The sequence below is a fragment of the Mucilaginibacter psychrotolerans genome (assembly GCF_004519315.1).
GTDB lineage: Bacteria > Bacteroidota > Bacteroidia > Sphingobacteriales > Sphingobacteriaceae > Mucilaginibacter > Mucilaginibacter psychrotolerans.
Genome location: NZ_SOZE01000018.1, coordinates 73,582 through 89,555 on the forward strand (window position 1 = coordinate 73,582; position 15,974 = coordinate 89,555).

Annotated in this window: 13 protein-coding genes; 4 read left to right on the top strand and 9 right to left on the bottom strand. The window is 45.2% G+C overall.

The annotated features are described in order from the left end of the window. The first annotated feature begins 59 nt into the window (after positions 1-59). A complete protein-coding gene (locus tag E2R66_RS17275; RefSeq protein ID WP_133232756.1) occupies positions 60-479 on the top strand; it encodes a hypothetical protein in 420 nt (139 codons plus the stop codon). Positions 480-484: 5 nt separating this feature from the next. Next, entirely contained in the window at positions 485-1,462 is a 978-nt protein-coding gene (locus E2R66_RS17280; protein ID WP_133232754.1) for an MBOAT family protein, read from the top strand. A 137-nt stretch (positions 1,463-1,599) separates the two neighbouring features. Here E2R66_RS17280 and E2R66_RS17285 read toward each other — a convergent pair whose 3' ends face one another. From E2R66_RS17285 to E2R66_RS17310, 6 genes are all read right to left on the bottom strand, one after another. Beyond that, complete coding sequence (locus E2R66_RS17285; RefSeq protein ID WP_133232752.1) at positions 1,600-2,133, bottom strand: pyridoxamine 5'-phosphate oxidase family protein; 534 nt, start codon at positions 2,131-2,133, stop codon at positions 1,600-1,602. A 332-nt stretch (positions 2,134-2,465) separates the two neighbouring features. Then, the gene (locus E2R66_RS17290) at positions 2,466-3,830 is read right to left on the bottom strand and encodes an exonuclease domain-containing protein (RefSeq protein WP_133232750.1); all 1,365 of its coding nucleotides are present in this window, start codon (positions 3,828-3,830) and stop codon (positions 2,466-2,468) included. A 117-nt stretch (positions 3,831-3,947) separates the two neighbouring features. Next, positions 3,948-4,526, bottom strand: coding sequence for a hypothetical protein (locus E2R66_RS17295; RefSeq protein ID WP_133232748.1), 579 nt, complete (start codon positions 4,524-4,526; stop codon positions 3,948-3,950). 101 nt (positions 4,527-4,627) lie between these two features. Next, positions 4,628-6,448: a membrane protein insertase YidC gene (yidC, locus tag E2R66_RS17300; RefSeq protein WP_133232746.1), complete on the bottom strand. Its 1,821-nt coding sequence runs from the start codon at positions 6,446-6,448 to the stop codon at positions 4,628-4,630. A 76-nt stretch (positions 6,449-6,524) separates the two neighbouring features. Further along, a complete protein-coding gene (locus tag E2R66_RS17305; RefSeq protein WP_133232744.1) occupies positions 6,525-8,135 on the bottom strand; it encodes a CTP synthase in 1,611 nt (536 codons plus the stop codon). A gap of 294 nt (positions 8,136-8,429) precedes the next feature. Further along, positions 8,430-9,617, bottom strand: a complete 1,188-nt coding sequence (locus E2R66_RS17310) for an ATP-binding protein (RefSeq protein WP_133232742.1) — start codon at positions 9,615-9,617, stop codon at positions 8,430-8,432. A 220-nt stretch (positions 9,618-9,837) separates the two neighbouring features. Between E2R66_RS17310 and E2R66_RS17315 the strand changes: the two genes are divergently transcribed. Beyond that, complete coding sequence (locus tag E2R66_RS17315; protein WP_133232740.1) at positions 9,838-10,380, top strand: 3'-5' exonuclease; 543 nt, start codon at positions 9,838-9,840, stop codon at positions 10,378-10,380. A 298-nt stretch (positions 10,381-10,678) separates the two neighbouring features. Beyond that, a complete protein-coding gene (locus E2R66_RS17320) occupies positions 10,679-13,114 on the top strand; it encodes an outer membrane beta-barrel family protein (protein ID WP_133232738.1) in 2,436 nt (811 codons plus the stop codon). 4 nt (positions 13,115-13,118) lie between these two features. On the opposite strand, the gene E2R66_RS17325 is transcribed toward E2R66_RS17320, so the two are convergent. The 3 genes from E2R66_RS17325 to E2R66_RS17335 form a co-directional block, all read right to left on the bottom strand. Beyond that, positions 13,119-14,441 carry a M23 family metallopeptidase gene (locus E2R66_RS17325; RefSeq protein ID WP_133232736.1) on the bottom strand — a complete coding sequence of 441 codons (1,323 nt, stop codon included), beginning with the start codon at positions 14,439-14,441 and terminating at the stop codon, positions 13,119-13,121. 90 nt (positions 14,442-14,531) lie between these two features. Next, positions 14,532-15,233 carry a hypothetical protein gene (locus E2R66_RS17330; RefSeq protein WP_133232734.1) on the bottom strand — a complete coding sequence of 234 codons (702 nt, stop codon included), beginning with the start codon at positions 15,231-15,233 and terminating at the stop codon, positions 14,532-14,534. A gap of 45 nt (positions 15,234-15,278) precedes the next feature. Next, positions 15,279-15,893: a deoxynucleoside kinase gene (locus E2R66_RS17335; RefSeq protein ID WP_133232732.1), complete on the bottom strand. Its 615-nt coding sequence runs from the start codon at positions 15,891-15,893 to the stop codon at positions 15,279-15,281. Positions 15,894-15,974 lie beyond the last annotated feature (81 nt).

Below are 15,974 nucleotides of genomic sequence, written 5' to 3' on the forward strand. Positions count from 1 at the left end.
CAATATATTTTGAAAGTTCAGTATTATAATTACTTTTGTCGTGTTAAATAACAAACACAATGGATAAAGTATTAGCACATCAATTACTGCAATTGGCGGGTTTGGCGCAAATAGTGCTGGCGGTTGTCAGCATAGCCATACCGAAAGTATTGGGTTGGCAGCCCGAACTGGCGAAGCTAAAGACCGTTGTCAAACAAATGGTTTGGGTTCACGGAGCTTACATTTTAGTCATAAACCTTTGCCTGGGGCTGGTTTCGTTTTTTGCGACAGGAGACCTGCTCAACTGCTCCCGACTGGCGATGTTGCTTACCGGTTTTATTGCAATTTACTGGATATCCCGAGTGCTTACTCAATTCTTTTACTTCGATAGGAGCGCTTTCCCTAAAGGAGTACTCAACTTGCTGGCCGAGGTAGTTTTAACTACGCTGTTTATAGTGCTTAGCCTGATTTACAGCTGGGTGTTTTACTTAAATTTTTAAATAGCATGGATACGCCGTTAATTGTTCGCCTGCTATGTTTTGCGGTTATCAACTTGGCGGTAGTACTGGTTGGCTATGTTTTTATTAAACGGACGCTGGTTTTTGCGGGTTGGATCATGCTGGTGCTGAGCATCACCGGCGTTTTCTTCATATTCGTCAATGAGCATCCCGTTTTCAAGATGCTGGCTATTATTGCCACCACTTTCAGCGCTATGAAAGTGATTGCTGTTACCGAAGGCTATAAGAACCGGCCGCTTACCTTAACTTTTAAGCAGTGGTGTACCTATGCCGCCGGCTGGGTAGGCATGCGTGCGCAACCGTTTGAAACGCTGGGGCAAAAGGCCGTACCGGGTGGCGGGGAGATGGTCCGCTTTGGTATTAGTCGAATTATTGTCGGTGCTCTACTGATTCTACTGGTGCACGGTATCGTCGCTTTACATTTAGATGCCGAGCTTACTTACATTTTAATGAGCCCAATACTGTTGGTGGCCTTAAGCCTTATCTTACACTTTGGCTTATTGAGCATCAGTGCAGGCATGTGGCGGTTTTCGGGCGTGAATACCTATTACCTGTTCCGCCAGCCAGCGAAAGCCCTCAGCTTGACCGAACTCTGGAGCAAACGCTGGAACATCGCTTTCAGCGAAATGACCTCAGTTGCTATCTTTCGGCCTTTGAAAAATAGTGTTGGTGCAACGGTGGCCTTGATGGCTTCATTCATTTTCTCGGGCGTGCTGCACGAATTAGCGCTTAGCTTGCCGGTCAATAGTGGTTATGGCTTGCCCACGCTTTATTTTGTAATACAAGGGATATTGGTGTTGGTTGAGAAGTTAATGGCCAGCCGCGGTGTTTTCTTTTTGAGGAATAAATTGGTCGCCAGGATTTGGGTGTTCTTCTGGCTCATTGTGCCAATGCCACTGCTTTTTCATGAGCAATTTATCAAGCAAATTGTGTGGCCCTTGGTGGGGCTGTTAGGAAGAGATTAGAGGTTAGTTGAACTGAGGTTAGTTTTAGTAGAACTTAGTTGAGTCAGTGCTCAATGTCTGCATACGAATCTCTGGGCATTGACTATCGCCATCACATCTAACCTCCAATCTCCAGCCTCTAATCTCTTAACGCTAATCTACGGCTTCAGCTTCCCTTCTATCGAATCATCCAGTGTTTGGCCTATGGCTGCGCCTACCAGTTGTTTTACAAAGGCAACGGCGTTGCCGTGCTTGTTATCCCAATAATAACCTTGTGTCGGGCTCACTTTGATGATGGAGATACGCGGATCGTCCACGCCACCGGTAAACCAGGTTTTCAACAGCGGTTCCCATAATTCTTTTATTTTTTCCTTGTCGGCGCTTACTTCGGCTATGCCGTAAACATTCAGGAAATCGGAGTATTTAGAGCCCTGGAACAGGAGCTGCACCATCGGATCTACCAATATTTCCGCGTTTTTGTGGCTGTCGTTTGCGCTCAGGAACCACAGGTCGCCGTTATCATCTACCTTTTGGGGCGACATCGGGCGGGTAGAGAAAGGTAGCCCGGTTTTAATGTTGCTGCATAAAAAGCAGCTGGTACCTTCGGCCATTTCTTTTAGTTTTTTCCAGGCATCGTTGCCTTCCAGGTTCTTAAAATTATCTTCGGGTTGTTGTTGATTGATGCTATCCATAATAGGTTTTATATTTTAGAATGATAATATGTTAACCTGTGGGAAATTTATTTGTTTGGTGGGGGAGTTAGAATTGTTAGAAAGGTTGGAGTGGTTAGAAAAGTTAGGAAGATTGTAAGTTGGCCGAATCAAGCCACATCGTCTTTGCGAGCCGCAGCGGTTGAGGCGGTGCCGGGGGCGGCGTGGCAATCATCGGTGATCAGAGCGAGTTGCAAGGCATCTTCTGCTTCTGATATGCAGGTTGGAATTGCTAACGTTACCTTAAAACCGATGGTTGCCGCGCTTCGCTCGCAATGACGATGGGGTTAGTTTGGTGGCTTTCCAACAAATTTCTACGCAAAACTCACTTTCCGTTCCGGATGCCGGCTGGCGTAGCCGGTTACGATGTTCTTAATGTAATCGTTGCCCGGGTAGGGGGTAAGGTGGTTTTTAAGCTGCTGTATATTATCTGCCTCGAAGTAATGGGAGATGTAGCCCATACCATAAAAGCGGCCTTCCTCTATCAGTATGCAGCTGTGCTCGTCGCCGGTGCGGCCTTCATCGCGTATGGCAAAGGTGGGCAGGGCTTTCTTCAGTTCGTCCATGGCTGCGGTAACCTTTAGGTTGTATTCCTCGGGCGTCTCGTGGCCTTCGCAGGCGCAGGCGTTTACGTTGTTGCCGCTGCAGGGCTGGTCGTTCTTTTGTATGAAACACAGTTTGGGGCACAGGCTGAAGGTATCTATCAGCGTATTGAGCAAGTTATAGCCCTCCAGCAACGAGTTGCAGGCATATACCGATGGCATGTGCTTGCGGTGTTTATCAACTGCCAGGCGCAGGTAACCGCGCTGGTCCTCATAGGCATAAAGGCCGTACTTGTTTTCGAAGCGTTTGAGCGAGCGGTTATATTTTGGCCAGAGGCGTTTGATCTCCACGGCTTCCAGCACGAAGGCGATAAGTTCTGTGCCGCAGGCCTGGTAGCTGATGCGGTGGATGCTTTTCAAAAACTCCTGGCGCTGCTGACCGGGGTTATTGCCGGTAAAATGGCTGCAAACGCGTTTCTTGAGGTTTTTGGCTTTCCCCACGTACACCACCTTTCCCTTTTCATCGTGGAAGTAATATACGCCCGGGCACCAGGGCAAGGCATCTATATCGGCTTTTGGCAGGTTGGCGGGCAGGCGTTGTTCCTTGGAATTGATTTTTAAAGCCTGGCCAATGTGGTTGGCTGTATCGTTTTTGAGGTACAGCGAGAACAATTCCGCAGTTGCTTCGGCATCGCCCATAGCGCGGTGGCGGCTGTTGTTGCTGATGCCTAAATGGCTGCAAAGCTTGCCCAGGCTATACGACACCAGCCCCGGCATGATTTTGCGCCCCAGCCGTACCGTGCAAAGTTTATTAGCATTCAACTCGTAGCCTGCGGCATTGAGGTGATAACGCAAAAAGGAGTAGTCGAAATTTACGTTATGTGCCACGAATATCTGCCCCTTCAGCATATGGAATATCTCATGTGCAACATCCTCAAAAAGTGGCGCTGTGCTCACCATTTCGTTGGTGATGCCAGTTAAGGCGCGGATATACACCGGGATATCGCGCTGCGGGTTCACCAGCGTTTCAAAGCGGCGGGTTATCTTTTTACCATCGTGTATGCAAATAGCAATTTCGGTAATACCATTTGCGCTGGCATGCCCCCCGGTAGTCTCGATATCCACAATTGCGTACATAAATCAAATGTAGGATATTTTTGCTAATATATTTAGTCTGTAAAAGTTAAAAAAAGTTGGAGAGGTTGGGAAAGGTTAAAAAAGTTGGAGAGGTTAGAAACGTTAGAACGCCTGTAGTTATAGTTTTCCGGCATCACTAATAATTTTACCATTTTCATCTAAAACGTATTCATAACCCTCAAAATCGACGAGACGTATTGTATTACCGATTATCTCGAAACCTTTTCTACGCTCTCTACCGACGAAAATATCTCTCGCTCCGAATTGCCATTTAATGATTCCATCAGCACTAACTCTTGATATTTCAAGTTCTCCATGAACAAGAAAGTCGTTTCTAAATTTATAGATACCAAAACAAGTCGCAAAATCGAGTTCTTTTTGCCAGCTTAATGATAAAAGTGGTAGATGTAACGCGTATACCAGATTGCTACAGCAAATCAGAATCAAGTCATTGTCAATGATAAAAGCATTTTCAGAAACCAGTGTTCTCCCTTTACCGCCTAAAACCACGGCACTTGCAATTTCTTCCCCGTATTGGCTTACGCGTACTCCATGTTTAGAGTGATATCGGTAACGGTCATTACCTTCGTCAACAGAAAATACATAGTTATACTTGTGGTAATTATCAACAGAAGTCGGATCAAAATTGTCATCATCAACTACTTCAATATCAAAATCTTTATACTTGGTTAGCATAACGCAATGTAAATCTTATTCAACAAAAAAACCCACAGCGTTTAATCTATGGGTTCGTTATTAAGGGGGCTAAAAATCGCTAATCAACCAATGTCTATTCTCTATTTCAATTTCTTCGGCTGCACTTTTTGTTGCTCGCGCATCATTTCTTCCAGTTTGGCACCGAAGCCTGATTTTTTCTTTTTGTCTTCAGGTTTCTTTTTATTCTCTTGTATCTGGGCATGTATCTTCTTGTCATCAACCATGAATTTGATCAGGTATTGCTGTAAGAAAGTGAGCATGTTAGCCAGGAAGTAGTAATAGTTCAAACCTGACGGATAGCTGTTCAGCGTTACCAGGAATATCAATGGCGTAATATAGCCAATGTATTTCATCTGGCCGGTTGCACCCGATATCTGGTTGTTGAAGTAGGTGTATATCAACGTAGATATCGTCATCAATAAACACATCAAACTGATGTGGCTCACGCCGAATATGGGGGCGAAGGTGATCACCGAATCGTAGGTAGATAAATCGTGCATCCACAGGAAGCTTTGGCCGCGCAGCTCGAACAAGCTTGGGAAGAAGCGGAAGAAGGCGATGACGATTGGCATCTGTATCACCAGGGGCAAGCAGCCACCCAACGGATTTACGCCTGCTTTTTTGTAAAGCTTAAGATATTCCTGCTGTAAAAGGGTAGGGTTATCTTCGCCAACTTTTGCCTTTATCTCATCCATCTCAGGCTTCAATACGCGCATTTTGGCCATGCTGAGGTACGATTTATACGTAAGCGGCGATAGCACCAGCTTCAGGATAACAGTAAGCGCCAATATGATGATACCGTAGTTCCAGTTGAATTTATTCAGGAAGTTGAAGATAGGCAACGTGGCAAACTGGTTGATGTATTTCAACGGGCCCCAGCCCAGGTTAACCAGTTTCTGCAGATCGTAACCCTGATCTTTCAAGGTAGAAAAACGGTTTGGCCCGAAGTAGAATATCAGCGGAGTTGCGCCCAGAGCATCGCGGCCCAACGACAAATCTGCTTTCATTTGTTTTACATCGGTAGTGTCGGCAATGTCGTGGCTAACGGTCAAAGTAGCTTTGTTGATACCACCAGTGGCTATCAAGGCATTTGAGAAAAAGTGCTGTTTAAACGCAATCCATTGCTGTTTTTTATCGGTAATAGATTTTGTATCATCCTTAGTTTCCGCTAAGTAATCAACCTCGTTGTCGGTGTTTTTATAGTAAACGGTGGTGTACTGGCGTTCTTGCGCAATATCTTTCTCCTGTTTAAGCAGGCTGGCAGCCCAGCTTAAATTAAGCGTTCCGCTGTTAGCGATTACCTGATCGAGCCCAACAGGTTTAATGGTAAGGCCTAATTTGTAGCCGGTACCTTTTAAGGTGTAGATGTAATCGATATATTGGGTAGGGCTGTAGCTTAAACGCATCGTTAGCGAAGCAGAATCTTTGGTCGCAACTTTCAATTCTTTGGTACTTGGGGCAAAAAACAGGTCGTTGGTGTTGATGGTTTTGCCCAGCGCGCTAAAGTTTAACCCGAAGGTGTTTTTATCGCCGCTGAATAGTACCAGCGGTTTTTTATATGCTGTTTTAAACTTTTTTAACTCGGCCGAGTAAACGCGACCGCCTTTGGTAGAAAGCTTAAGCGAAAGTTCGTCGTTCTCTATAGTAACGAATTCCTCGTTACCCACGCTTGCCGCGCCAAAAGGCGATTTAAGTACAGCAGAATCTACCACGGTAGATTTCTTTGCTGTATCGAACTTTGCGGTGCTGGCCGGTTCTTTTACGCCGGCTTTTTTCAACGAATCGAGGTGTGCCCGTTGTTGTTCTTTTTTGATGTCGGCATCCGAAGGCTTCATAAAGTATATCGAAGCCCCCATGATCACCATGATCAGGAATAATCCTGTAAACGTATTTCTATCCATTATCTAATATATCGTATGATTACCGCCGGCGGGTTTTGTTACAACCGTGTGCTAATCAACATACTGTTTTTAAGCGTTATTTCTTGCGGGCATAGGCCAGCGAAGCGGCGACAAAGTTAATAAAAAGTGGATGCGGATTTGCAACAGTTGATTTTAATTCGGGGTGGAACTGCGCACCCACAAAAAACGGGTGATTTTTAAGCTCAACTACCTCTACCAAACCGTTTTCGGGGTTAATGCCCGATGGCAGCAAGCCAGCAGTTTCGTACTGTTTAAGATACTCGTTGTTGAACTCGTAACGGTGGCGGTGGCGTTCGGTGATGTGGTTTTTGCCGTAAATAGCAGCTGCTTTGCTGTTCTTTTTCAAGTCACAAGGGTAAGAGCCCAGGCGCATGGTACCGCCCATGTTTACAATATTTTTTTGATCCTCCATCATGGCGATAACCGGGAAGGGTGTATTGGGGTTCATTTCGGTGCTGCTGGCATTGGCCAGGCCCAAAACGTTACGGCCAAACTCAACCACGGCGCACTGCATGCCCAGGCATATACCGAAGAAGGGGATATTATTCTGGCGCACGTAGCGTATGGCCTCTATCTTACCCTCAAAACCGCGCTCGCCGAAACCAGGGGCAACCAATACGCCATGCAGGCCTTTCAGTTTATCAACAGCGTTCTCAACGGTAAGCTGTTCTGATGGAATGTATTGTACTTTTACCTTACACTCGTTTGATGCGCCGGCATGTACAAATGCTTCGATGATGGATTTATAGGCATCGGGCAGTTCTACGTATTTACCTACCAGGCCGATGTTCACTTCGGAAGTAGGGTTTTTCAGGCGGCCCAAAAATGCCTTCCAGTTATCCAGGTTTGGCTCATTTTTGTGGCTCAGCTTCAGTTTGGTCAGCACGGTTTTATCCAGTTGCTCTTTCAGCATCAGCAGGGGTACATCATAAATGGTAGATGCGTCCATCGATTCGATAACTGCATTGATATTTACGTTGCAGAACAGGGCTATCTTTTTACGGATATCCATATTGATGTGGTGCTCGGTACGGCAAACCAAAATATCGGGCTGGATGCCATATTCTAAAAGCATTTTTACCGAGTGTTGCGTAGGCTTGGTTTTGAGTTCTCCTGCTGCAGCCAGGAAAGGGATCAGCGTAAGGTGTATCACCAATGCGTTGCCGCTTCCCGCTTCCCATTTAAACTGGCGTACGGCTTCCACAAACGGAAGGGATTCTATATCGCCCACGGTACCGCCAATTTCGGTGATCACGATGTCGTAATCGCCGGTTTCGCCAAGGATACGCATGTTGCGCTTTATCTCGTCGGTTATGTGCGGTACCACCTGCACGGTTTTGCCCAAAAACGCACCTTCGCGTTCGCGGTTGATCACATTTTGATAAATACGACCTGTGGTGATGTTATTGGCTTTGGAGGTAGGGGTGTTCAGGAAACGCTCGTAGTGACCAAGGTCGAGGTCGGTTTCGGCGCCGTCTTCGGTAACGTAGCATTCGCCATGCTCGTAGGGGTTAAGGGTTCCCGGGTCGATATTGATATACGGGTCGAACTTTTGGATGGTAACGCGGTAGCCGCGGGCCTGAAGGAGTTTAGCTAATGAGGCGGAAATGATGCCCTTGCCCAACGACGAGGTAACGCCACCCGTAACAAAAATGTATTTAGTCATGAGATTTTTTTGAAATCCCGGCAGCGGAATATGGTCGTTGCCGAATGTTTGTGTACGGGGTACAAAAGTAGGAAAATTTACGGGCTTTGGGGTATGGAAAATGTAAATGTGGAAAAGGTTTGGGGAGGTTGTTGTAATGTTGGGAAGTTGAAAGGTTTGAAGGTTGGAATGTTGTAATGTTAGGCGTTTCGTATCGGTTCGACCGTCGAAGGTTGTATAAAGCGGAAAGGGATTAAAAAAATCCCCTCCCGTACAAATGCATTGCCACCACGAATAGGCGGACGCTTTAGACCCTCAGAATATATTACCTCCCCAGGTAAAATCGCTGAAATTATTGAGTGGCAGGTATCGCCCTGCAACAAGGTGCTTATCTATCCCGATTGCATTCGCTCGCTGACTAATGGTTTGCAGATCTTGCTGGGCGGGTGTTTCTTTCACTTCAATTGCTGTGTCGCCGTTGAAAATAAAGTCGATTTCTTGCCCGGTTTTCTTTTGGTAATATTGAATTGTACCCTGGCTTTTTAATTGAATTGCGATAGCATTTTCGAACACCTGGCCGCTCCCTAACTGATTTCCTGCTAATACATTGAGAATGCCTGTGTCGGCAAAGTATAGCTTGGTCTGCTGTGAAATTTCTTTATCAATATTTTTGGTAAATGGCGTGGCCAGATATATAAGGTAGGTGTACTCGAGCAGTTGTATGTAGCTCGCTATTTTTTGCCTGTTGATACCTGTTACGCTGGCAATCTTTGTATAATCTATCTTATTTCCCGACCGTGCAGCCAATACCTTTATTAATTTATAAAGGTCCTCGCTCAGGGAGTAATCGGCCAGTAATTTTACATCGATCTCGATATAAGAATTAACAATGTCTTTTAACAGTTCTTCTTTATCTATCTCATTATCTTCCAGCACCACTTCCGGAAAGCCACCAAAGCGGATGTATTCTGCGTATGCCGTTGAAAATCGGTTGTACCAGCTTTTGTCAAAGCTCTTCCACGCATATTTATTGATGGTGGTTGGTGCTATATCTTTAAAAGAAAGGAATTCGCTGAAACTTAGCGGGTACATTTCAAATATCCGTTTCCTGCCTGCAAGGCTCTCGGAAAACCGGTTCTTCATGTAATATGAACTTGAGCCGGTTACTATAAATTTAACTTCGTAGGTGTCATAAAAATATTTGATAACGCTTGGAAGATTTTCTACTAATTGTATCTCGTCTAAGGCTATAACAGACGGGCGCGAAAAGTCAATTGTGAGCAATTCAAGTTCATTTTTAATACCCTCATAATTGCCGGAATTGAATAACACGCGTATCTCGATTCTCTCACAATCGAGATATATCTGGTTATCACTTGCCAAGTGTTTTAAAATGTATTTTACGGCGGTGCTTTTGCCCACGCGGCGCATACCGGTGATGACGGTTACTTGCTTTTTTTTGCAGTGCTCAAGTAGCGATATATAGATGTTCCGTTCTTTCATGACGTAAAATTAATCATAAAGTATTACTTTATGATATAAAATTAATCATAAAGTGATACTTTATGATTAAAAACTTATCAAATAGTAATGAAATCATTCCAAAATCACCCTCAATTTCATTTTAAATTCTGCGGTTTTTTTCGTATATTAAGGGTAAGGGGCTTAAGTACCGTCGCTTAAGCTTTAAACAAATTTTTAATATGTAAAAAACACAAGTAAAATGAAATCAGGAAAAATTTTAGTGGTCGATATTGAGGCCACTTGCTGGGAGGGCAGGAACCCGCCCGGCCAGGAGAACGACATTATTGAAGTAGGCGTGTGCCTGCTGGATGTCGACACCGGCGAAATCAGCGCCAACCGGGGCATTTTGGTCATACCGGAACGCTCGCAAATAAGTAAATTCTGCACCCAATTAACTTCCATTACGCCGGGTTTAATTGAAGATGAAGGTATTTATTTCGACGATGCCTGCGACATTCTGGAGCGCGAGTACGATGCTGTGAATCGCGTTTGGGCCAGCTACGGCGACTACGACCGCAACCAGTTTCAGCGCCAATGCAGCGAAACGCGGTTAGCTTATCCTTTCGGGCCCTCGCATATCAACGTGAAAACCATGTTTGCACAAAAGCGCAGGATGAAACACAGCGTAGGTATGGCAAGCGCCTTGGAAATGCTGAAATTGCCGCTGGAAGGTACCCATCACCGCGGTGTAGACGATGCAAAGAATATCGCTAAGATATTGCGCTGGGTACTCAATAACTAACGCAAACGCTTACCGCCCGGTAAGCGCGTTAAAAATAAAACCGGATGTTTACCGTCCTATCCAACCGGTTTTCCCATCAATTTCAACAACCAGAAACAGGTAAACAGCCAAAAGCTTACCAGGTTTCTTCAATGTATCATACACAAAAAGTTTTATTTCAAATAGGTGTAACAAATCTATTTAGGCTGTTGTCATATGTTTATAGTACTATGTATTGCATGGTATTATATAAATTAGTATCCTATGAGCCGATTAAGGCGGCTCGTATTTTTTACTGTAAACATCTAATGCAACAACTATGAAACTAAAACTTTTATTCATCATCTTTTTCGCTCTCATGATCAGTCCGTGTTTTGCACAAACCACGCCGACGTTATTCTCTTTAAAGGGAGTGACTACCGACTCGGCAACAAACAAACCGTTAAACTATGTAACCATAAACCTACGTAACGAAGCGAAGCAACTGGTACGCACGGCAGCAACTAAAGAGGGAAAATTTAGCTTTGATAAAATACCCGCAGGGAAGTATATCATCTCTATCGTTAGTGTTGCCTATTTCCCCAAAACCCTAAAGGTTGACCTTACCGATAACGCCAAACCCGTTTTAGACCTGGGAAACATTGCGCTTAGCGAAAAGGTAACCCAGCTTAAAGCAGTATCTATTACAGCAGATAAGCCAATCGTAAAACAGGAAGTGGACAAACTTACTTACGATCTTAAGGCGGATCCGGACAGCAAGAGCAGCAATGTGCTGGATATGATGCGGAAGGTGCCACTGTTATCTGTGGATGCAGACGATAATATCCTTTTAAAGGGGCAAGCCGGTTTTAAGATACTGGTGAACGGGAAGCCATCGAGTATGATGGAGCGCGATCCAAAGAATATCCTGAAAAGCATGCCCGCCTCCACTATCCAGAGCATTGAAGTAATTACCAATCCATCGTCGAAATACGATGCAGAAGGCATAGGCGGCATCATCAATATCGTAACCAATAAAAAAGTCGACAACGGATACAATGGATCTATAAATGTGAGTCACGTATTCCCGGTGGGTGGCCCAAGGGCAGGTGGGTCATTTTCTTCTAAACAGGGCAAGCTAGAGCTGTCGGCATTTTTCGGCGGTAATGTTTCAAATTCGCCTGCGGTAACAAATTCAATAGAGAGGCTGACTACCGGAAGCAACCCAACTAATCTGAGGCAGAATAACTCGGCCGAATGGGATGGCAAAAACGGCTATGCAGAGGTAGGGTTGAGTTACGAAATTGATAGCCTTAACCTCGTTTCAGGCCAATTTAATGTTAATGGCAATAACCAGGATGGTACTAACCTGCAAAACTCTATCCTTAATGGCACAGGCGGCGTTATCCAGCAGTATGATTTGTTTAATAATAATCAGGACGGCGGCAAGGGGATAAATGTCGCTTTGAATTACCAGCTCGGCTTTAAAAGCAGCAAGCAAAGGCTGCTTACTTTCTCTTACCAGTATTTCACGTTCAATAACACCCAAAATGCCGACTTAATGGCATCGAACCGGGTGAATTATACTACGCCGGACTACCGCCAACACAACGAAGGGGAATCTTCAGAACAAACCTTTCAGATAGATTACGTACACCCCGTAAATAAGCTGAATATAGAAGCCGGGGTTAAGGCCATTATCAGGGATAATAACAGCGATTTTCAGTACTTGTCCTTTAATTCGGCGAACGGTGGTTTTGAAACCGACCCAGCACGGAGCAATAAATTCGATAACAACCAAAAAGTATTGGGGGCATATAACAGCTATACTTATACCTTAAGCAACTGGGCCTTTAAGGCCGGGGCACGCATTGAAGAGACCATTATAGATGCCGACTTCATTTCAACCTCGTCGCAGTTGAGCAAACATTTCTTCAATATAGTCCCTTCGGTAAGCATCAATAGGAAATTTAAGAATATGAGTACCCTTAACCTGGGGTTCTCGCAAAGGATACAACGCCCGGGCATTTATCAGCTCAATCCATTTGTAGACCGCTCGAACCCGAATTTCGAATCATCGGGTAATCCAAACCTCAGGCCCGCCGTATCAAACAGTTTGCAGTTAGGCTATAGCGTATCTAAGAAAGCTTCCTTAAACCTAATGCTCGGCTATAATTATTTTAACGACCTTATAATGCCGGTGGTGGTTTTTGATCCTGTTACCAGCATTACCCGCAGTAGTTTTGATAATACAGGTAAAGCCAGGCTGTTTACCTTAAACGCCAATATCAGTTACCCAATCACCAAAAAATGGAGTTCATCCTTTAACGGCAGGATAGCCCACGGGCGGGTACAGGGAACAGTAAACGGCGTGCTGGTGAAGAACCAGGGCTTTATGTACGGCGCATCGGTAAGCAGTGGCTATAATTTTGAACAAGGCTGGCGTGTTAGCGTCAACGCGTTTTTAAACGGCCCCAATTTGTCTATCCAGGGTACCTCGAACCCGTATGCCAGTACCTCAATCAGTGTTAATAAAGACATTGTGAAGAGTAAGCTTTCGTTTGCGGTATCGGCAAATAACCCCTTTAGCAAATACAGGAATAACATCAAGGATTCTTTCGGACCCGATTTTACCCAGACCAACATCAATCGCACCTATTTCAGAGGGTTTACCGCCAGCCTAAATTACCGTTTCGGTAAGCTAAAAGAGAGTATGAAGAAAAACAAAAGAGGCATTAGTAATGATGATGTGCAAGGGGCTTCTTCGGGGAATTAGCATCTTACTTCGTTATCCAACCGGTCTCACCATCATTTTGTACAAGTAGGTAATTGTTATACACACCCCGCAGGCTTACTTTTTCGCCTGCATTTAGTAACTTTTTACGTGGAGCGTTGGCGCTGTCGGGTGCATTATAAAGCGGCTGGTTTGTTTTGAGGGTGATGTTGCGGATATGATCTGCCCCGGTTACGTTTTTACTGCTGATGAAGCCCTGCTGCCCGTCGGGCAGGGCCACTTTGTACCAGCCATCGGTAGCTGCGTTCACGCTAAGGGCAGTATTGATGCCAAGGGTTTGCACCGCCAGGGCTTGGTCTGACGGCAGGTTGTACATTTTACTATTTTTACCGGTTGTGCGAACTGTTGCGTTCAGGTTTATTAGCGGGGCCGAGATGGGCAATGCCGGTTTTACTTCCCTATCTACAAAAGCTAAAGGGTCTATAGCGCCGCTGTTGGTGTAAATGCCAAAGTGCAGGTGCGCTGGTGTAGTGCGTGCGTTGCCGGTATTACCCACAAGCCCTATGGTATCACCGGTTAATACATTTTGCCCCGGCTGTACCAGCTGCACATCCAAATGGGCATAGTAAAGGTTGTAATCTTCGTTATCGGGCCGCATAAATACCACGTTGCCGCCCAGATTATTTACTGTTACGCTGGTGACTGTGCCGTTTGCAACGGCGATGGCGGGAGTACGTTTCGGCGCGAAGATATCCACCCCTTCGTGCTTGCGGCCGCCTTCATCGCGCCCGTCGCCCCAAAAACTGCCAATGCGGGGCTTTCCTGATGCCGCTACGGGGAAGCCCAGCGTTGGCCCGGCAGTAATGGTAAGCGTGTATTCGCCGCTGCGTAAAAGCTCCGGCTGCAGGCGCAGGATGTATTTGCCTGCCTGTTTTACCTCAAACTCTAGCATGGCACCAAGCGTATCTGCAGATGCTGCCAACTTTGGCGGCTGGGGTAATTGCTCCTGGAAAATATCGAGGTATATAGTAAAATTAGCAACAGGCTTTTTGCTGATGGCAATGCGTAGTTTTTGCCCGCGTTTGGCGTCGAAACGCAAGGCGGTGCCGGCTGGTTTTTCGGCGGGGAAGTAGCCGGTTTCTTTGTAAGGGATATTGATGTTGAGTGGGTTGTTTAAGGTTTCATCCGCCTGCCGAAGCCAGGCTGCGCCCATGGCTGTATTGCCAAGCCCGGCATCCTGTAGCTTTTGCGCGTAAGCATCGTGCGGGGAAAGCTTTTTAAACAGAGCTAACGGCCCGCGTTTGCTACAGGAGGTAATGGCTATCGCGAGAAAAGTAAATAGCAATAATTTGTATGTTGGTTTTAGCATATCGGCTTCTTTATCTTAAAGAAACCTGCGGGGGATGGGAAAGTTTTTTCTATTTAAGTCCTTGTTTAATAATCATTATTCAAAATGAAATCAATGTTGAAAAGGAAGCGGCGGCGAACTACCTTCAACTTTTATTTTGATAGTTTTAAACGCTTTTAAAGCCAATTCTTGTTGCTCTTTCGGCAGGTCTTCACCACTCATTTGCAGGTTTAAGCTTGTTTTGCGGCTCTGCATGTAAATTCCTGTCATTCCCTTACCAGCTGCTTTTGGCCAGATGGTTTTAATGATGTACAGTTCGGTGCTATCAACAACAATGTTATGCGTTTTGATTTCTGCTGGAATTTCTATAGGAATTTGGAAAACACTATCCACATGGGTAACATATGCCATCAAATCAGCCTTGGGAAACTGTAATTTTTGCGCGGCAGTTGGTTCCGCGAACGTTTTTTTATCTGTCTGGAAATGATCTGCCAAATCAACCCGCGTAGATAACCGCTGGTCAAAATACCATTCCCCTCTATTTAAATATTGTTGTTGGCTCGATATTAAATGATTGGCGTAACCCATTGTACTAAAATCGAAAGAAAGCGAAACCTTTGGCCCTTCTATAGAGCCGATAAGAGAATCTTTCTGGTCTTTGGGAATGTTTGCCTTCCAATTTGCGGGCGCGTTGATGGTGAATGGGCCAACGTTCAATTCGTTGCCTTTTGCACCAGTCGAATGTCTTTCTTTTGCCGATTGGCAAGAAAGGGATAGTGGGATAATCAAAAGCAAGAATTTGAACTTTTTCATACATCCGAATCTGAATGCTATTCCCTCTCCCGGAAGCCGGAGAGCCTAAAACAACCCGTTTATTTCCCGCTCTATCTTCTCCACAATGGTGGCCATATCTTCGGTGTTGTTGGCAAAATCGAGGTTGTCTTTATCCAATACCAGTAATTTGCCCAGTTTATAGCCTTTTATCCATTTATCATACTTCTCGTTTAGTTTTGAGAGGTAATCTATCCTGATGCCTATTTCATATTCGCGGCCGCGGCGTTGGATGTTGTTTACCAGGGTAGGTACCGATGCTTTAAGATACACCAGCAAATCCGGCGGTTTGATAAACTCGGTAATGTTATCAAACATGCTTTCATAGTTCTGGTAATCGCGCGTGGTCATCAGGCCCATATCGTGCAGGTTCTCGGCAAATATGTAGGCATCCTCGTAAATGGTACGATCCTGAATAATGTTGCGCCCGCTGCTCTGTATTTCGCGTATCTGGCGGTAGCGGCTGTTGAGGAAGTATATCTGCAGGTTAAAACTCCAGCGTTTCATTTCGCTGTAAAAATCTTCCAGGTAGGGGTTGTTATCAACCGCTTCGTAAAGCGGCTCCCAGCCGTAATTTTTCGCCAGCATTTCTGTGAGGGTGGTTTTACCCGCGCCAATATTTCCTACAATAGCTATGTGCATGTTTATGAGTTTGTCTGAATCAGAATTTCCCTAATTTACAGAATTAACAGAATGTTTCTAGACCGAAATCAGAATTCTGAA